Here is a 17823-nt window from a genome sequence, read left to right on the forward strand (position 1 = left end):
GAGGGGACGGTTTCATGCCTAGTAGGAAGGGCGGCGCTCAGGCGTCAAGCGCGCGGCGCGAAGGTGCGGCGGGCGGTGTAGCCGATGATCGCGTAGATCAGGGCCGCGCCGGTGCGCACGGGAAAGAAGGTCGGCAGCTCCCGCCCGATCGGGGCCGGCCACGGTACGCCGATGCCGGTCAGCACCCACGACACCAGCACCGAGACGACCAGCGCGATCATCGCGACCAGCACCACCTTGCCGAACTGGTCCGCCTTCCAGCCGAGAAAGAGCGCGAGCCCGATCAGGACGGGATCGAAGGCCGCCAGGATCCAGACTTCGGGCGGGTAGTAGGGGACGGTCGGGTGATTCACGCCCACCACGCCTGCGGCAGGGCGATGCGGCCCGCCGCCTCCTCGAGCACCTGCCCTACGGCGAACAGCGTCTCCTCGTCGAAGGGACGGCCGATGAGCTGAAGGCCGAGCGGCAGACCCTGCGCGTCGAGCCCCGCCGGCACCGCGAGGCCGGGCAGGCCCGCCATGTTCACCGTCACGGTGAACACGTCGAGGAGGTACATCTCGACCGGATCGGCCTTCGCCTTCTCGCCGAACCCGAAGGCGGCGGACGGGGTGGTGGGGGTGAGGATCGCGTCGACGCCCGAGGCGTAGACCTGCTCGAAGTCGCGCTTGATCAGCGTGCGGATCTTCTGGGCGCGGACGTAATAGGCGTCGTAGTAGCCGGCCGAGAGCACGTAGGTGCCGATCATTACCCGGCGCTTGACCTCGCGGCCGAAGCCGGCGGCGCGGGTCTGCTCGTACATCCCGACGATGTCCTTCGCCGGCACCCGCAATCCGTAGCGCACGCCGTCGTAGCGGGCGAGGTTCGAGGAGGCCTCGGCCGGGGCGACGATGTAGTAGGCCGGAAGCGCATACTTGGTGTGGGGCAGCGAGACCTCGACCACCTTGGCGCCGGCGTCGCGCAGCCACTCCGCGCCCTGCTGCCACAGTCGCTCGATCTCGGCCGGCATGCCCTCGACCCGGTACTCCTTCGGAATGCCGATGGTCAGGCCCTTGACGCCGCGATTCACCGCCGCCTCGAAATCCGGCACCGGGATGTCGACCGAGGTCGTGTCCTTGTCGTCGTGGCCGGACATCGAGGTGAGCAGGATCGCGGTGTCGCGCACCGTGCGGGCGATCGGCCCGGCCTGGTCGAGGGACGACGCGAAGGCGACGGTGCCCCAGCGCGAGCAGCGGCCATAGGTCGGCTTGATGCCGACCGTGCCGGTGAAGGCCGCCGGCTGGCGGATCGAGCCGCCGGTATCGGTGGCGGTGGCGCCCAGGCACAGGCGGGCCGCGACCGCCGCGGCCGAGCCGCCCGACGAGCCGCCGGGCACCAGCTTGATGTCGGACAAGGCGCCGTCGGCACCCTTGCGGCGCCAGGGCGAGATCACCGGGCCGTAGGCGCTGGTCTCGTTCGACGAGCCCATGGCGAACTCGTCGAGGTTGAGCTTGCCGAGCATCACCGCGCCGTCGCGCCACAGGTTGTGGCTGACGGTGGATTCGTAATGCGGCTGGAAGCCTTCGAGGATCTTCGAGCCCGCCGTCGTCACGACCCCGTGGGTGCAGAACAGGTCCTTGATGCCGAGCGGCAGGCCCTCGAGGGGGCGGGCCTCTCCGGCGGCGAGCTTCTGGTCGGCGACCTCCGCCATGGCGAGCGCCCGGTCGGGCGTCTCGAGCAGGTAGGCGTTGAGGAGGCGGGCCTTCTCCATCGCGTCGAGATGGGCCTGGGCCAGCTCCCGGGCGGAGAACTCCTTCGCCCGCAGGCCGTCGCGGGCCTGCGCCAGGGTGAGGTCGGTCAGCTCTGCCGGCTTGGTGCTCACGATCGTCCGTCCTGTCGCGGCCCGTCGGCCGCCATGGGTGCGCGCTTGTCGGTCTGTGGTCGAGATTACTCGACGACCTTCGGCACCAGGAAATAATTGTCCTCGGTCAGCGGCGCGTTGAACACGATCTCGCGGGCGTGCCCGCCATCGGTGATCACGTCCTCGCGGCTCTTCATCGCCATCGGGATCACCGAGGTCATCGGCTCGACGCCGGAGACGTCGACCGCGTCGAGCTGCTCGACGAAGGACAGGATGGCGTTCAGCTCGTCCTGGAGCGGCGCCACCTCCTCGTCGGTGACTGCGATCCGCGCCAGGTGCGCGATGCGCCGGACCGTCTTGGCGTCGACCGACATGGGCACTCCGTTCGGACAAGCGAGGGACCGGGCTCACGCGGCCCGGCGGCCGTCTCGCGGCCGCGGGGCGCTATAACACCGGCTTTCGCGCTGCCGCAACGGGCGGGACGGTCAGGCGGCCGGCATCCGCAGCGGAAGCGCCGCGATGGCGTGGGCCCGGGCATTCGGCACCTCGATCAGCACCGCCCGCGGCTTGAAATGCCGGCGCGCCTCCATGCCGCCGGTGTAGAGCACCGCCGCGGCGGTCACCAGCATCAGCTTGTGCTTGCGCGGCATCCGCGGGCGCGCCGCCGCCTGAGCGGAGGCTTGAGCAGAGGCTTGAGCAGAGGCTTGGGCAGAGGCTTGGACGGCAGCGGCGTCCTGCGCGGCCGGACTGGGCGTGGCGGGGAGGCTCGCGGTCCGGCGGATGCGGCGGCCGATGGCGAGGATCGCCTCTGCCGGGACGCGCCGGCGCGGAGCGATCTCGCCCGGCGCGAAGCTCCCGCTGGCGGCGGGCAGCGGGCCCCGCAGCGGGCTCAGGCCCCCGTCGAGGTCGAGGGTCATCGCGCCCTGCATCCGCGGGGCCGGGTCCTGGGCGGTGCTCCGCACCTGCCGGTCGGTTGCGAGCGCGAAGGGAAGGATGACGGCAGCCACGGCGACCTCGTTGCGGGAAGACGGCAGGTTAACGCTTCGTTAATCCCACCGGCCCCGCTTCGCCACGTCAACCTTTCGTTAACCTTAACCGCGCCGTCCGGTCCGGCCCGCGCCGGCCGCCCCTGGACCGCCATCCGATCGAGCTGCGATCGGATGGCGGCCTATGTCTTTTATTTTGCAGAATTTTCTTTGACGGACCGATGTCCCCCTTCGTCGGACGATGCTCGAGGGGAGGGCGGCCGTTCGCGGATCCCTACTGCACCGTGACCGCGGTGCCCTTGTGCGGCACGATCACCTGCACGCCGCTGCCGTCGAGGGCGGCGACGAAGCGGTCGGCGCTCTGGTCGACGATCGGGAAGGAGCCGTAGTGGCAGGGGATCACGGCCTTGGGCCGGAAGAAGCGCTTGACGGCGAGCGCCGCGGTCTCGGCCCCCATGGTGAAGCGGTCGCCGATCGGCACCATCAGCACGTCGGGGCGGTAGATCTCCTGGATCAGCGCCATGTCGCCGAAGATGTCGGTGTCGCCCATGTGGTAGATGGTCGGCTCGCCCTCGGCCCGCACGATCACGCCGTTCGGCAGCCCGAGCGGTACCGTGACCCCGGCCTCGCTCATGCCGGCCGAGTGGTCGGCCCGCACCAGGCTGACCCGGAAGCCGCCGACATCGACGGTGCCGCCGGTGTTCATCGGCTCGAATTGCGTGACGCCCTTCGAGGACAGCCACATGCACAGGTCGTAGTTGGTGACGACCTTGGCACCGGTCTCGGCGGCGATCTCGACCGTGTCGCCGACATGGTCGCCGTGGCCGTGGGTGATCAGGATATGGGTGGCGCCCTCGGTCGCCGTCTTGCGGTCGCCCGCGAAGGCCGGGTTGCCGCTGAAGAACGGATCGATCAACACGTGAGCCGAGCCGAAATCGAGACGGAAGGCGGAATGGCCGAACCAAGTGATGCGCATCGGATGACCTCCGGACGAAGGATTCTTCGGAGTGGGAATCGGCGGCCGACCGCCCCGACGCAGCGACAGGGCGGGGTCGGCCCCGCCTACCTAACGCGCGGAGGCCGGCCGTGAACCGGGAGACCATCGAAGCCTTCGCGACCGAGTCGCGCGGGGGCGCCCGCCTGCTCGGGCTCGATCTCGGCACCAAGACGATCGGGCTCGCCCTCTCGGACGTGCAGCGCCGGATCGCCTCGCCGCTGGAGACGATCAAGCGGGTGAAGTTCACGCCCGACGCCGCGGCCCTAGCCGGAATCGCGACGAAGCACGGGGTCGGCGGGCTGGTGGTCGGGCTGCCTCTCAACATGGACGGCAGCGAGGGCCCGCGGGTGCAGTCCACCCGGGCCTTCGTGCGCAACCTGAAGCCCATCCTGCCGCTGCCGGTTTTGTTCTGGGACGAGCGCCTCTCCACGGCGGCCGTCACCCGCACCCTGCTGGAGGCCGACGCCTCCCGGGCACGCCGCAGCGAACTCGTCGACAAGCTCGCCGCCGCCTACATCCTGCAGGGCTGCCTGGATGTGCTGGACGGGCTGCGGGACGAGGGCGATTTCCTGGAGGAATAGGGCCCGCCCCCGACCCTCCTCCCTCTGCGGGGGAGGGCGCCCGGCGAAGGCCGGGCGGGCCGGGACAAAGTCCCGCAAGAGGGGAACCACGCTTCCGGAAGGGGCTGAACCGTTCTGACGGGCGCCCCCTGGACAAGCGTCGCGCTGCCCGTCTCGGTGGGACTTTGTCCCGCTGTGCCTGCTCCGCAGGCCACCCTCCCCCGCAGAGGGGGGAGGGTTCGCACTCGGCCGTCGCGCCCTACTCGCCGGCCGCGCTCTTCGCCGCCGGCTTCTTCGCCGGGGCCTTCTTGGCTGGCGGCTTCGCGGCGGCGCCCTTGGCGGGGGCCTTGCGCGCCGCAGGCTTCGGCTTCGCCTCGGCAGACTCGTCGCCCGCCGCATCCTTGGCCGCCGCCTTCGCCTTACCGGCGGCCGACTTGGCCGGTGCCTTGCGCGCCCCGGCCTTCTTCTTCGTCCCACCCCCGGCCTCGCGGCGGGCCGCGATCAGGCGCAGGGCCTCGTCGAGGGTCACGGCCTCGGCGGAAGCCCCCTTCGGCAGGGTGGCGTTGATCTCGCCGTCGGTGACGTAGGGCCCGTAGCGGCCGGCCTTGACGGTGACGGGCTTGCCGCTGTCGGGCGCCGTACCGATCAGCCGGCCGGGATCCTGCGCCGGGCGCCCGCCGCCCTGCTCCTTCTGGACGATCAGGTCGATGGCGCGGTTGGCGCCGACCTCCAGCACGTCGTCGTCCTTGCCGAGATTGGCGTAGGTCTTGCCGTGCTGAACGTAGGGACCGTAGCGGCCGATATTGGCGAGGATCGGCTCGCCGGTCTCCGGGTGGCGGGCCACCTCGCGCGGCAGCGAGAGGAGCTTCAAGGCCTTTTCGAGATCGACCGCCGAGGGCGACAGACCCTTGGGCAGGGAGGAGCGCTTCGGCTTCTCCGCGCCCTTCTCGGCCGAGGCCTCGCCGAGCTGGACGAAGGGGCCGAAGCGGCCATCGCGAAGAGTCACGGCTAAGCCGGTCTCGGGATCGTCGCCGAGCACCCGCACGCCGGGCTGGCCGCCCTCGCCGGCCCCCTCGCCGTCGCCGTCGAGGCCGGTGGCGTTGAGCTGGCGGGTGTACTTGCACTCCGGATAGTTCGAGCAGCCGACGAAGGCACCGAACTTGCCGAGCTTGAGCGAGAGCTGGCCGCTGGCGCAGTTCGGGCAGGCGCGGGGGTTCGAGCCGTCGGCCTTGGCCGGGAAGATGTGCTCGGCCAGAAGCCCGTTCAGGGCTTCCAGCACCTCGGCCGTGCGCAGCTCCTTGGTCCCGGCGATCGCCGCCGAAAAATCGCGCCAGAAGTCGCGCAAGACCGCGCGCCAGTCGATCTCGGCGTTCGAGACCCGGTCGAGCTGCGTCTCCAGGTCGGCGGTGAAGTCGTACTCGACGTAGCGGCGGAAGAAGCTCTCGAGGAAGCCGGTGACGATCCGGCCCTTGTCCTCCGGCACCAGCCGCTTCTTGTCGATCTTGACGTATTCACGGTCGCGCAGGACCTGGAGCACGGCGGCGTAGGTCGAGGGCCGGCCGATGCCGAGCTCCTCCATCCGCTTGACCAGGCTCGCCTCGGAGTAGCGCGGCGGCGGCTCGGTGAAGTGCTGGGTCGCGGCGATGCGCTCGCGGGCGAGCCCGTCGCCCTGGCGCATCGGCGGCAGGCGGCGGGATTCCTCGTCCTCCTCGTCGTCCTTGCCCTCCTGGTAGAGGGTGAGGAAGCCGTCGAACTTCACCACCTGGCCGGTGGCGCGCAGGTCGATGCGGCGGGGGCCGACCTGGGCGGCGATCTCGACCGTGGTGCGCTCCAGCTCCGCCGATTCCATCTGGCTCGCCACCGTGCGGGTCCAGATCAGCTCGTAGAGCCTGGCCTGCTCGGGCTCGAGGAAGCGGGCGACCTCCTTCGGCAGCCGGGCGAGATCGGTCGGGCGCACTGCCTCGTGGGCTTCCTGGGCGTTCTTGGCCTTGACGCTGTACTTGCGGGGAGCCCCCGGCACGTAGGCGTCGCCATACTCGGCGCCGATCACCTGACGCGCCTGGGCGACGGCCTCGGGCGCCATGTCGACGCCGTCGGTCCGCATGTAGGTGATGAGGCCGACGGTCTCGCCGGCGATGTCGACGCCTTCGTAGAGGCGCTGCGCCACCCGCATGGTCTGGGCCGGCGCGAGGCCGAGCTTGCGCGAGGCCTCCTGCTGCAGGGTCGAGGTGGTGAAGGGCGGCTGCGGGTGGCGCTTGGCGGGCTTGGCCTCGACCGAGGCGACCGTGAAGGTGGCGAGCTCCAGGTCGCGCCGGAAGCCTTCCGCCTCCTCCGCCGTGCCGACGTCGAGGCGCTGGATCCGCTTGCCGTCGGCGCCGACCAGCCGGGCCTCGAACACGGCCCCGCTCGCGGTCTTGAGCGTCGCGACGATCGACCAGTATTCCCGCGGCTTGAAGGTCTCGATCTCGCGCTCGCGGTCGCAGACGAGGCGGAGCGCCACCGACTGCACGCGCCCCGCCGAGCGGGCGCCCGGGAGCTTGCGCCACAGGACCGGCGAGAGGTTGAAGCCGACGAGGTAGTCCAGCGCCCGGCGCGCCAGGTAGGCATCGACGAGGGCCTGGTCGATCGCCCGCGGCTGGGCCATCGCGGTCTCGACCGCGTCCTTGGTGATGGCGTTGAAGGTGACGCGCTCGACCGCGACGTCCTTGAGCACCTTCTTGGCCTGCAGCGCCTCCAGCACGTGCCAGGAGATCGCCTCCCCCTCGCGGTCCGGGTCGGTCGCCAGGATCAGCGTGTCGGCGCCCTTCACGGCTTTCGCAATCTCGGCGACGCGCTTCGCCCCGCGATCCTCCAGCTCCCACAGCATATGGAAGTCCTGCTCGGGGTCGACCGAGCCGTCTTTCGCCGGAAGATCCCGGATATGCCCGAACGAGGCCAACACCTCGTAGTCGCTGCCGAGGTATTTATTGATCGTCTTGGCTTTCGCAGGCGACTCGACGACGACGACTTTCATGGACGGGCTGCCTCTTCGAAGAGCACACCGCGGCAGATCGGGCTTCAACTTGTGCGGGGCGGCCGGCACGGGTTTTCGCGCGGCGAAGCGGACAAGTGGGTGATGACGCGGCGGTTGTCAAATACCGCCTATGGTCGAAGGCCGTCCTTGCGGGCGGCCCGCACGGCTCCTATAGCGCTCGTCTCAGGATGAGCACCCAGGCACCCCCCGGCTTCCCGCACCGCCACCTCCTCGGCATCGAGGGCCTCTCGCCCCTCGATATCGCGGCGCTCCTCGACCGTGCCGACGAGGCCGTCGAGATCAGCCGCCAGGTCGAGAAGAAGCGCACCACCTTGCGCGGGCGGACCCAGATCAACCTGTTCTTCGAGCCCTCGACGCGGACCCAGTCCTCGTTCGAGCTGGCCGGCAAGCGCCTCGGCGCCGACGTGATGAACATGTCGGTGGCCTCCTCGTCGGTGAAGAAGGGCGAGACCCTGATCGACACCGCCGCGACACTCAACGCGATGCGCCCCGACATCATCGTGGTGCGCCACCACCAGGCGGGAGCGGTGCATCTCCTCGCCCGCAAGGTCGATTGCTCGGTGGTGAATGCCGGCGACGGCGCCCACGAGCACCCGACCCAGGCGCTCCTCGATGCGCTGACCATCCGGCGCAACAAGGGCCGGGTCGAGGGGCTCACCGTCGCGATCTGCGGCGATGTCCTGCATTCGCGGGTGGCGCGCTCGAACATCATCCTGCTCCAGGCGCTCGGCGCCCGGGTACGGGTGATCGGCCCCTCGACCCTGCTGCCGCCCGGCCTTCCCCGCTTCGGCGTCGAGGTGTTCACCGACATGCGGGCGGGCCTGAAGGATGTCGACATCGTGATGATGCTGCGCCTCCAGCGCGAGCGGATGAACGGCTCCTTCGTGCCTTCCGTGAAGGAATACTTCCGCTATTTCGGCCTCGACGGCGACAAGCTGCGCCACGCCAGGCCCGACGCGCTCGTGATGCATCCGGGCCCGATGAACCGCGGCGTCGAGATCTCGTCCGAGGTCGCCGACGGGGCGCAGTCGCTGATCAAGGAGCAGGTCGAGATGGGCGTCGCGGTGCGGATGGCGGTGCTGGAGGCGCTGGCCACGCACCTGCCGAACGCGTGAATCGAAACGCATGACTTTGGTGAAGGGCACCACGCCCTGAACTCTCCCCCCTCTGCGGGGGAGGGTGGCGAACGGAGTGAGCCGGGAGAGGGGCAGCGCGACGGTGCCGAATATGGTGCCCGTCAGAACGGTTCCGCTTTATCCGGAAACGTGGTTCCCCTCTCCCGCCCCGCATCCGCGGGGCACCCTCCCCCGCAGAGCGGGGAGGGGTCAGGGGCGTGAGCTTGAGGAGGGGCGGGTGGAGCATGAAAAGCGAAATCCAGCCTCCGGGCGCCTCAGAGACTTTGCCAAGGATCAGCGCTCCCTCGCGACCCGTGCCGAAGCGCTATTCTGGAGCCAAGTCCGTGCGGGCCGCCTCTCCGGGCACACGTTCAAGCGGCAGGTCCCTATCACCCCCTACATCGTCGATTTGCTCTGCCCCTCAGCCCGCCTGATTGTCGAACTCGACGGCGAGCCGCACGACACCGTCGAACGTCGCAGGCGTGACGCGACCCGGGACGCCTGGCTCCGAAGCCAGACTTTCGAAATCATGCGGTTCTCGAACGACGCTTTCCTCGGCCCCCCCCAGCGCACGCTCGACGCTGCGCTCGCCGCGGTCGAGCGCCGCACTACACCGCTTCCGCCGAACGCAGACCGCATCGCATGAACGCAATCCTCCTCACCAACGCCCACCTGATCGATCCCGCCTCCGGCCGCGAGGGACCGGGCGCGGTGCTCGTCCGCGACCGGTCGATCGCCGACGTCCATTGGGGCAAACCCGCCTCCGTGCCCGAGGGCGCCGAGGTGATCGAGTGCGGCGGGCAGGTGCTCACCGCCGGCCTCGTGGATCTTCGCGCCTTCGTCGGCGAGCCGGGGGCCGAGCACCGCGAGACCCTGGCGAGCGCCAGCGCCGCGGCGGCCGCCGGCGGCGTGACCACGCTCGTGTGCATGCCCGACACCAACCCGCTGATCGACGAGCCGGCGATCGTCGACTTCGTGCTGCGCCGGGCGCGGGACACCGCCAGCATCCATGTGCTGCCCGCCGCCGCCATCACCAAGGGCCTCGCCGGCCAGGTGATGACCGAGTTCGGCCTGCTCACCGAGGCGGGAGCGGTCGCCTTCACGGACGGGCTCAAGGCCGTCACCAACGCCCAGGTGATGCGCCGGGCGCTCACCTATGCCCGCGACTTCGGCGTGCTGCTGATGCAGCATGTCGAGGAGCCGACGCTCGTCGGCGACGGCGTCATGAACGAGGGCGAGATGGCCTCGCGGCTCGGCCTGCACGGCATCCCGCGGGAGGCCGAGACGATCCTGCTCGAACGCGACATCCGCCTCGTGCGCCTGACCGGCGGGCGCTACCACGCAGCGATGATCTCCTGCGCCGACTCGGTCGAGATCGTGCGGCGGGCCAAGGAGGCCGGCTTGCCGGTGACCTGCGGCGTCTCGGTCAACAACCTGGTGCTGAACGAGAACGACATCGGCCACTACCGCACCTTCTGCAAGCTCTCGCCGCCCTTGCGCACCGAACAGGACCGCCAGGCCGTGGTGGCGGCGCTCAACGAGGGCGTGATCGACGTGATCGTGTCCGACCACAACCCGCAGGACGTCGAGACCAAGCGACTGCCCTTCGCCGAGGCTGCCGACGGGGCGCTCGGGATCGAGACCCTGCTCGCCGCCGCCCTGCGCCTCGTGCATGCGGGCGACATCGCACTGCCGCGGCTGCTTTCCGCCCTCTCGGCGGCGCCCTCGCGGGTGCTCGGCCGCGAGACCGGGCGCCTCGGCCCCGGCGCCCCGGCCGACCTGGTGCTGATCGATCCGGACGCTCCGTATGTCCTCGACAAGCGCCAGCTGAAGTCGCGCTCGAAGAACTCGCCCTTCGACGAGGCCCGGCTGCAGGGACAGGCTGCCCTCACTATGGTCGCCGGCCGCATCGTCCACCGCATCGAGGAGTCGCGCTGATGGCGCCGGACTGGACGCAGATCGCCCTCTGGCTCGCTGTCGGCTACATCTTCGGCGCGATTCCCTTCGGGCTGATCCTCACCCGCTTCGCCGGCCTCGGCGACGTGCGGGCGATCGGTTCAGGGAATATCGGCGCCACCAACGTGCTGCGCACCGGGCGCAAGGGGCTCGCCGCCGCCACGCTGCTCGGCGACGCGCTGAAAGGCACCGCCGCGGTGCTGGTCGCGGCCCGGTTCGGCGGGCCGGAGGCCGCGCTCGCCGCCGGTCTCGGCGCCTTCCTCGGCCACCTCTTCCCGGTCTGGCTCGGCTTCAAGGGCGGCAAGGGCGTAGCCACCTTCATCGGCGTGCTGCTCGGGCTTTTTCCCCTCGGGGTGCTGGTCTTCGCCGTGGTCTGGCTCGGCCTCGCCTTCCTGCTCCGCTACTCGTCGGCCTCGGCGCTGGCCGCCTCGGCCGCCACCCCGGCCGCCCTGTGGGCCTTCGGCCAGGGGCGGCTCGCGATGCTGTTCTGCATCCTCGCCCTGCTGCTATGGTGGAAGCACGCGCCCAATATCCGCCGCCTCGCCGCGGGAACGGAAGGGCGCATCGGGCAGAAGGGCTGAAGGTCTCACACCGACCCTCACCCAAGGTTTGACGAGCCTTTGAGGGGGAGAGGGTCGTGAACTTGAGCGACGCGCAGCGCCTCGACTGGCTCCGCCTGATCCGCTCGGAGGGCGTCGGCCCGCGCACCTTCCGGGGATTGGTGAACCGCTTCGGCGGCGCCGGGCCAGCGCTGAAGGCCCTGCCGGGCCTCGCCAAGGCCCGGGGCAAGCCGATCCGGGTGACCACCAAGGCCGAGGCCGAGCGCGAGATCGCGGCGGCCGCCCGGCTCGGCGCCCGGTTCGTGGCGATGGGCGAGCCGGACTACCCGCTGCCGCTCCAGGCCACCGCCGACGCGCCGCCGCTCCTGGCGATCCGCGGCGACGCCGCCTGCCTGAAGCGGCCGGCGATCGCCATCGTCGGTTCGCGCAACGCCTCCGCCGCCGGCCTCACCTTCACCGAGCGCCTGTCGCACGCGCTGGGGGGCGAGGGGCTGGTGATCGTCTCGGGGCTGGCCCGCGGCATCGATGCCCGCGCCCACAAGGCGGCGCTCCCGAGCGGCACCGTCGCGGTGCTGGCCGGCGGGCACGACCGGATCTACCCGTCCGAGCACGAGGATCTGGTCGCGCGGATCCTCGATTCCGGCGGCGCGATCGTCGCCGAGATGCCGATGGGCTGGGAGCCGCGGGGCCGCGACTTCCCGCGCCGCAACCGCATCATCTCCGGCCTGTCCCTCGGCACGGTCGTGGTCGAGGCGGCGCGGCGCTCCGGCTCGCTCATCACCGCCCGCTTCGCCCTGGAGCAGGGGCGCGAGGTCTTCGCCGTGCCGGGCTCGCCCCTCGATCCCCGGGCCGAGGGCACCAACGACCTCATCCGCGACGGCGCCACGCTCTGCGCCGCCCCCGAGCACGTGATGGCGGTGCTCGCGCCCCTGATCGGCGGGCCGGCGCCGGAGACGGGGGCCGAGGATGCGGCGGACCGGACTGAGCCGGCGCTCTACTGGGACGAGATCGATTTTTCCGCCGAGGAGCCGGTCACTGCCATGGCGGCAGAGCCGGCCCAGAGCGCCCTCGACGAGGCGCCTCCGCGGCCGTCGCCACGGGACGACAGGGCCATCCTTCTCGAGCTCCTCGGGCCGTCGCCGGTGCCGGTCGATGCGCTGGCGCGGCAGGCCGGGGTCTCGGCGCGGGTCGTCCAGGGCTTGTTGATGGAGCTGGAGCTCGACGGGACGATCTGGCGGCATCCGAGCGGGACGGTGTCGCTGCGGTGATCCGTCAGGGCGTCTCGCCCCGGTGCATCGCCTCCGCGCGCTCGGTGAACCGCCCGTCCGGCCCGTGCAGCACCAGGGCCGGCGCCAGGGCGAACGGTGCCCGGCTGCCGCGCACCCCCGCCACCAGCACGCGGATCGCCGGAGCCTCCGTCCGCGGCTGGACCGGCGTGACCTGGAGCGCACCGAACCGGCCCGCCAGCGCGTCGAGGCAGGCGGGCAGCGCATCGGCCCGGTGGATCAGCACCAGCCGGCCGCCGGGGCGCAGCAGGTCGGCGCAGGTGCGCAGCCAGGCCTCCAGCCCGCCGGGCTCGGGAAACCCGTGCGCCGCGGCCCGGACCGCCACCGGCGAGGCGCGGTGCCGGCCGGCCTCGAAGAAGGGCGGGTTGGTGAGGAGCAGGTCGACCGAATCGGGCAGGAGTCCGGCGGCGCGGCGCTCGCGGCCCGGCGCCGTCACGTCGGCCTCGATCACCCGCACGCGGGCGGCGAGCCCGTTCTCCTCCGCATTGAGGCCGGCGAGGCGGGCGGCCTCCGGATCGCGCTCGACCAGCATCACCCGGGCCTCCGGGTGGGCGCGGGCGACCGCGAGCCCGACCGCGCCGGTCCCCGCACCGAGATCGCACACGACGTCACCGGCCTGCGCCGCGGCCGCAGAGGCGAGCAGCACCGCGTCGGTCCCGGCCCGGTGGGCGCCCCTCGGCGGCTGGCGCAGGGAGAGCCGCCCGCCGAGCCAGGATTCGGCGGGGGGCAGGGCGTCGGTCGCGCCGCTCATGGGCGACCCGGCTCGCGCGGGTCGCGCAGCTCGTGCGCGAGGCCCGCATCGGTGAGGATGCGCCGGGCCTGGCGCGCATGGTCTTCCGGCACCAGCAGCCGGCGCGGGAAGGCACCGATCATCCCTTCCATCACGCTGATGTGGTTGTCGGCCACCAGCACCGGGATCTCGGCGCCGGTGAGAAGGGATTCCGCGAAGCCGATCAGGACGAGATCGTTGGTGCGGATCAGCTCGATCATGGTGCGGCACACGGTCCTTGCTCGGATCGCGGCGGCCATACCACACAAGCGTGCCGGGTGCGCCGCATCCCCAGGCCGCGGCCGCGGCTTCAGGGCCTTGCGGCAGCTTGCGTGTTGCCGCCGGGGGCGCTCACGTGCCAAAGGGGGCGGGACTAGATCGAGGAGCCCCGCCTTCCGGGGCCGCCTCCGAGGAGATCGCGCGGGCGTGGGCGTCGTACTTCCCCTTCAGGACAGACCTTCCGATCCGGAGGCCAGCCTCGACGCCCTGGTGGGGCTCGTGGCGGGCGGGATGGAGCGCGTCAACGCGATGATCCTGTCGCGCACCGGCTCCGACGTGACGATGATCCCGGAGGTCGCCAATCACCTGATCTCCTCGGGCGGCAAGCGCCTGCGCCCGATCCTGACCCTCGCGACCGCCGCCCTGGCGGGCTACGACCCGGCCGCCGACGGCGACGTGAAGCTCGCCGCCAGCGTCGAGTTCATGCACACCGCGACGCTCCTGCACGACGACGTCGTCGACGAGAGCGACATGCGCCGCGGCAAGGTCGCGGCCCGGATCAAGTGGGGCAACGAGGCCAGCGTCCTCGTCGGCGACTTCCTGCTCGGCCAAGCCTTCAAGATGATGGTCGAGGTCGGCTCGCTGCGCGCCCTCGACATTCTCTCCTCGGCCGCCTCGGTGATCGCCGAGGGGGAGGTGATGCAGCTCACCGCCGCCCGCAGCACCGAGACCACCGAGGACGAGTACCTGGCGGTGATCCGGGCGAAGACCGCCGAGTTGTTCGCCGCCGCCTGCGAGGTCGGCCCGGTCATCGCCGAGCGGTCGAAGGCCGAAATCGCCGCCTGCCGCAGCTACGGCATGAATCTCGGCATCGCCTTCCAGCTCGTCGACGACGCCCTCGATTACGGCGGCACCAGCGCCGATCTCGGCAAGAATGTCGGCGACGATTTTCGCGAGGGCAAGATCACCCTGCCGGTGGTGCTCTCGTTCCGCCGCGGCAGCGACGAGGAACGGACGTTCTGGCGCCGCACCCTGGAGCGCCAGGAGATCGAGGAGCCCCACGACCTCGACGCGGCGATCGCGATCATGCGCCGCCACCGCGCCCTCGAGGACACGATCGAGCGCGCCCGCCATTACGGCGCCATGGCCAAGGACGCGCTGGCGCTGTTCCCGGCCTCGCCGATGAAGCAGGCGCTGCTGGAAGCGGTGGATTTCTGCATCGCTCGGGCGCGCTGAGGCGCCCGTCTCGAAGCCTGTTCGATCGGTCTCGTCGGATCCATCCGGCACACAGGCCGACATCTCTGTTCGTCATCCCCGAACTCGTTGCAGGCGAGAACCCGGGATGACGCGGAGAGGCTGGATGCGGTCGGCTCATTCGAACGGGATCCCAGCCGACGCTCGCATCCCCGCGCGCCGGCCCGTTCCCGGCCGACCTCGCCTCCCGCACGCACCGCGGTCAGCGTAACAAGGTCGCCCGCACCCACCAGCCCGGCTGGGCCGCCGCGATCGCCCGCGCCGCCCGCACGGCTGCCGAGCGGTGGCCGAACAACCCGAACACGGTCGCGCCGGAGCCCGACATCCGGGCGAGCCGGCAATCCGCCTGGTCGCGCAGGGCCGCCAGCGTGTCGCCGATCACCGGCGCGACCGTGAGGGCGGGAGCTTCGAGGTCGTTGCGGGCAGGCGCAATACGGGCGATCAGCCCGTCGAGATCCTCGGTGGCGCCGATCTCCGGATGGGTCTCCGCCGCACGGGGATGCGCCTCGCCGACCTTGAGCCCGAGGGCGCGGAAGACCGGTGCCGTCTCGACCGGCACGCCGGGATTGATCAGCACCGCCGGCACCGGGGCCAAGGGCAGAGCCGGGCCGACCGCCTCGCCGGCGCCGCGCATCATCCGGGCCCGGGGATCGAGGCAGACCGGCACGTCGGCGCCGGTGCGGCGCGCCGCCGCCGTGAGGGCCGGATGATCGGGCGCAAGGCCGTTGAGGCGGCCGAGCAGCCGCAGGGCCGCCGCCGCATCCGACGAGCCGCCGCCGATCCCCGCCGCCACGGGAAGGCGCTTCACGAGGCGGAACCGTCCCGCCTTCAGATCCGGCAGCTCGGCGGCGAGGTGGCGGGCCGCCCGCATCACCAGGTTGTCGTCGGTCGGGCCCGCAGGCCCCGCGGTCGGCCCGGTGACGAGGAGGTCGAGCGCCGGTCCCGGCTCGAGGGTCAGGAGGTCGCCGGCGCCCGCGCCTGCGAAGACCACCAGGCTCTCCAGGGCGTGGTAGCCGTCGCCGGGGCGCCGGCCGAGGACGTGCAGGGTCAGGTTGATCTTGGCGGGCGCGCGGGTGGTGAGGGGAAGCACGGCGACGTCTCTCGAACGGGCAAGTTTCAACCGAGCAAGCCTCAACCGGACAAGGCTCGAATGGACAAGGGGCGCGGCGCCTGTCCGGCGCCGCGCCCGCATGATCGTCTCGACTGGGAGAGAGGAGGGGGCGTTCAGCCCCCGCTCTTCTGCTCGGTTCCCATCGCCGGCGGCTCGGACGGGGCCGGGGCGCCCTTCGGCATCTCGGGCTGGGCCGGAGCGGGCTGGCTCTCGGCGGTGGCGGCGGGCTTCTCCAGCTCCGGCAGCCCGTCCTTCAGCTTGGCCTCGATCTTGGCCAGGTCCTCCGGCTCGGGGTTCAGGTCCTTGGCGTGCTGCCACTGGAACTTGCCCTCGAGCCGCCGGCCGCTGCGCCAATAGGCGTCGCCCAGGTGGTCGTTGATGGTCGGGTCGCCGGGCTTCAGCTCGATCGCCTTCTCGAGTTCGCGTACCGCGTCGTCCCAGCGGCCGAGGCGGTAATAGGCCCAGCCGAGGCTGTCGATGATCATGCCGTCGCGCGGCTGGAGGTCGACCGCCTGCTTGAGCATGCGGAACGCCTCGTCGATGTTGAGGTTCTGGTCGACCCAGGAATAGGCGAGGTAGTTCAGCACCTGGGCGCGGCCGTTGGGCTGCGTCGCCGGCACGAGGTCGAGGGCCTTCTTCAGGTCGGCCTCGGCCTTCGGCCATTCCTTGGCCCGCTCGTAGGACGTGCCGCGGAAGTAGTACAGGGTCCAGTAGTTGCGCGCCGGCTGGTCGCCGATCAGGTCGATCGCCCGTGTGTAGGTCTGGGCCGACTCGGCGTATTTCTTGCGCGAGCGCTGGACGTTGCCGAGCGCCGAGATCACGTCGATGTCGTTGGGATAGGTCTTGGCGACCTGGTCGAGATGGGCGAGCGCCTCCTCGCCCTTGCCCATCTGCTCGAGGTTGAGGCCGATCTGGATGTCGGCATTGAGCTTGAGCGGCGACGTCGCCGGCATGCGGGCGAAGACCTCGTTCGCCCGATCGGGCGCCTTCATCCGCTCCAGCGTGTCGGCAAGGGTCAGCAGCGCCAGCGAGTGCTCGGGGGCGAGGGAGAGGGCGAGGCGCAGATACACCACCGCGGGCAGCTCGTCGCCCTGCGAGGTCCCGGCCGAGCCGAGGCCGTAGAGCACCTCGGCGGCGCCCTCCTGGGCCGAGCCGATCAGCGGGGTCAGCGGCTTGCCGGCCTTCAGCTTGTCGAGGGCGTCGCGCACGATCGGGTGGCGCGGCAGGACGTTGTCGAATTCCTGGTAGGCCGCCACCGCGAGGTCGGGCCGGCCGGATTCCGCCTCGAACCGCCCATAGGCATCGACGATGCGCAGCGTGTTGCGGTCGGCATCGTAGGCCGATTTGAGCCGCCGCTCGGCCTCGACCTTGTCGCCGACGAGCGAGGCGATCAGCCCCGCATGGTAGTCGCGGAAGACGTTGTAGTAGCGCTCGCCCTTGAGCTTGTTGATCGTCTCGAGCGCCTTCTTGCCCTCACCGGCCCCGGCGTAGGACCAGGCGGTCAGCAGCGTCGAGGTCAGGTCGGCGGCCGCGCCCTTGCCGCCGCGCTGCAGGTTCTGGCGCGCCGCGGCGAATTGCTTCGCCTTGATCTTCTGCACCCCGAGGGCGAGCTGGGCGAGGCCGTTGGCCCCGTCCCGCGCCGTCAGGCGCTCGGCCGCGCGAAAAGCCTCCGGCAGGGAGCCGTCGGCGAGGAGCGCCACGAAGGAGCGTTCGAGGAGCTCGGCGTTGCGGGGGTCGCCCTTCACCGCCTCGCGGTAATAGGTGGCGGCGGCGGCGGTGTCGCGGGAGGCGCCGGCGATGTACGCGGCGAGGAAATTGCCCTCCAGCGAATCCGCCGGCTCGTAGGCCTGCGGGGCCGCGATCTCCCGCGCCGGCAGCCGGGCCGCGAGGGCCGGCGCCGTCGAGGCGGCGAGGAGGAGGGCCAGCGCAGCGCGCGCAACTCCGCGGCGGGGGGCGGGGATTCGGGTCTTGAGCACCAAACTCGTGGCTCCGTGATCGCGCCGGCCGCGGAGCCGGCACGCGAAATCGGCGCGACATTGGACCCTGCGCGGGGCAGCGGCAAGACCAAACGGCGGCGGCGATGTGTCGGGGGCTACGGCCCGGCCGGAACCCGCCGGGCGCCATTCCGGAGCGGCGGAT

General features: G+C 71.4%; 17 protein-coding genes. 7 read left to right on the top strand and 10 right to left on the bottom strand.

The features are described from left to right. Positions 1–44: 44 nt before the first annotated feature. From DA075_RS04295 to DA075_RS04315, 5 genes are all read right to left on the bottom strand, one after another. The gene (locus DA075_RS04295) at positions 45–359 is read right to left on the bottom strand and encodes a hypothetical protein (protein ID WP_420813111.1); all 315 of its coding nucleotides are present in this window, start codon (positions 357–359) and stop codon (positions 45–47) included. Then, positions 350–1858, bottom strand: coding sequence for an Asp-tRNA(Asn)/Glu-tRNA(Gln) amidotransferase subunit GatA (gene gatA, locus DA075_RS04300; RefSeq protein ID WP_099952161.1), 1509 nt, complete (start codon positions 1856–1858; stop codon positions 350–352). Before gatA ends, DA075_RS04295 begins: the two co-directional genes overlap by 10 nt. Before the next feature lie 65 nt (positions 1859–1923). Further along, on the bottom strand, positions 1924–2211 hold the full coding sequence (gatC, locus tag DA075_RS04305; RefSeq protein WP_099952162.1) for an Asp-tRNA(Asn)/Glu-tRNA(Gln) amidotransferase subunit GatC: 288 nt from the start codon (positions 2209–2211) through the stop codon (positions 1924–1926). 111 nt (positions 2212–2322) lie between these two features. After that, positions 2323–2844 carry a hypothetical protein gene (locus tag DA075_RS37000; protein ID WP_174800055.1) on the bottom strand — a complete coding sequence of 174 codons (522 nt, stop codon included), beginning with the start codon at positions 2842–2844 and terminating at the stop codon, positions 2323–2325. Positions 2845–3097: 253 nt separating this feature from the next. Further along, on the bottom strand, positions 3098–3799 hold the full coding sequence (locus tag DA075_RS04315) for a metal-dependent hydrolase (RefSeq protein WP_099952163.1): 702 nt from the start codon (positions 3797–3799) through the stop codon (positions 3098–3100). A 110-nt stretch (positions 3800–3909) separates the two neighbouring features. Here DA075_RS04315 and ruvX point away from each other — a divergent pair, with 110 nt between their 5' ends. After that, positions 3910–4401 carry a Holliday junction resolvase RuvX gene (ruvX, locus tag DA075_RS04320; RefSeq protein ID WP_099952164.1) on the top strand — a complete coding sequence of 164 codons (492 nt, stop codon included), beginning with the start codon at positions 3910–3912 and terminating at the stop codon, positions 4399–4401. 238 nt (positions 4402–4639) lie between these two features. Here ruvX and topA read toward each other — a convergent pair whose 3' ends face one another. Then, positions 4640–7393 (bottom strand): type I DNA topoisomerase, encoded by a 2754-nt coding sequence (gene topA / locus DA075_RS04325; RefSeq protein ID WP_099952165.1) that lies wholly within the window; start codon positions 7391–7393, stop codon positions 4640–4642. A 188-nt stretch (positions 7394–7581) separates the two neighbouring features. On the opposite strand from topA, the gene DA075_RS04330 reads away from it, so the two are divergent. From DA075_RS04330 to dprA, 5 genes are all read left to right on the top strand, one after another. Then, entirely contained in the window at positions 7582–8529 is a 948-nt protein-coding gene (locus DA075_RS04330) for an aspartate carbamoyltransferase catalytic subunit (protein ID WP_099952166.1), read from the top strand. A 238-nt stretch (positions 8530–8767) separates the two neighbouring features. Continuing rightward, the gene (locus tag DA075_RS04335; protein ID WP_244936500.1) at positions 8768–9175 is read left to right on the top strand and encodes an endonuclease domain-containing protein; all 408 of its coding nucleotides are present in this window, start codon (positions 8768–8770) and stop codon (positions 9173–9175) included. Then, positions 9172–10467 (top strand): dihydroorotase, encoded by a 1296-nt coding sequence (locus DA075_RS04340; RefSeq protein ID WP_099952168.1) that lies wholly within the window; start codon positions 9172–9174, stop codon positions 10465–10467. Before DA075_RS04335 ends, DA075_RS04340 begins: the two co-directional genes overlap by 4 nt. After that, positions 10467–11066, top strand: coding sequence for a glycerol-3-phosphate 1-O-acyltransferase PlsY (gene plsY, locus DA075_RS04345; protein WP_099952169.1), 600 nt, complete (start codon positions 10467–10469; stop codon positions 11064–11066). The genes DA075_RS04340 and plsY overlap by 1 nt, the downstream gene beginning before the upstream one ends. A 56-nt stretch (positions 11067–11122) precedes the next feature. Then, complete coding sequence (dprA, locus tag DA075_RS04350) at positions 11123–12313, top strand: DNA-processing protein DprA (RefSeq protein WP_099952170.1); 1191 nt, start codon at positions 11123–11125, stop codon at positions 12311–12313. Between the two features lie 4 nt (positions 12314–12317). Here dprA and DA075_RS04355 read toward each other — a convergent pair whose 3' ends face one another. Together DA075_RS04355 and DA075_RS04360 are read right to left on the bottom strand one after the other, a co-directional pair. Further along, entirely contained in the window at positions 12318–13082 is a 765-nt protein-coding gene (locus tag DA075_RS04355) for a tRNA1(Val) (adenine(37)-N6)-methyltransferase (protein WP_099952171.1), read from the bottom strand. Continuing rightward, positions 13079–13321, bottom strand: a complete 243-nt coding sequence (locus DA075_RS04360; protein WP_099952172.1) for a putative signal transducing protein — start codon at positions 13319–13321, stop codon at positions 13079–13081. The genes DA075_RS04355 and DA075_RS04360 overlap by 4 nt, the downstream gene beginning before the upstream one ends. 205 nt (positions 13322–13526) lie before the next feature. On the opposite strand from DA075_RS04360, the gene DA075_RS04365 reads away from it, so the two are divergent. Further along, on the top strand, positions 13527–14555 hold the full coding sequence (locus DA075_RS04365) for a polyprenyl synthetase family protein (RefSeq protein WP_099952173.1): 1029 nt from the start codon (positions 13527–13529) through the stop codon (positions 14553–14555). 220 nt (positions 14556–14775) lie between these two features. Here DA075_RS04365 and DA075_RS04370 read toward each other — a convergent pair whose 3' ends face one another. Both DA075_RS04370 and DA075_RS04375 read right to left on the bottom strand, forming a co-directional pair. Further along, on the bottom strand, positions 14776–15663 hold the full coding sequence (locus DA075_RS04370; protein ID WP_099952174.1) for a 4-(cytidine 5'-diphospho)-2-C-methyl-D-erythritol kinase: 888 nt from the start codon (positions 15661–15663) through the stop codon (positions 14776–14778). Between the two features lie 134 nt (positions 15664–15797). Then, positions 15798–17660: a tetratricopeptide repeat protein gene (locus DA075_RS04375; protein WP_174800057.1), complete on the bottom strand. Its 1863-nt coding sequence runs from the start codon at positions 17658–17660 to the stop codon at positions 15798–15800. Positions 17661–17823 lie beyond the last annotated feature (163 nt).

This window comes from Methylobacterium currus (assembly GCF_003058325.1).
Classification (GTDB): domain Bacteria; phylum Pseudomonadota; class Alphaproteobacteria; order Rhizobiales; family Beijerinckiaceae; genus Methylobacterium; species Methylobacterium currus.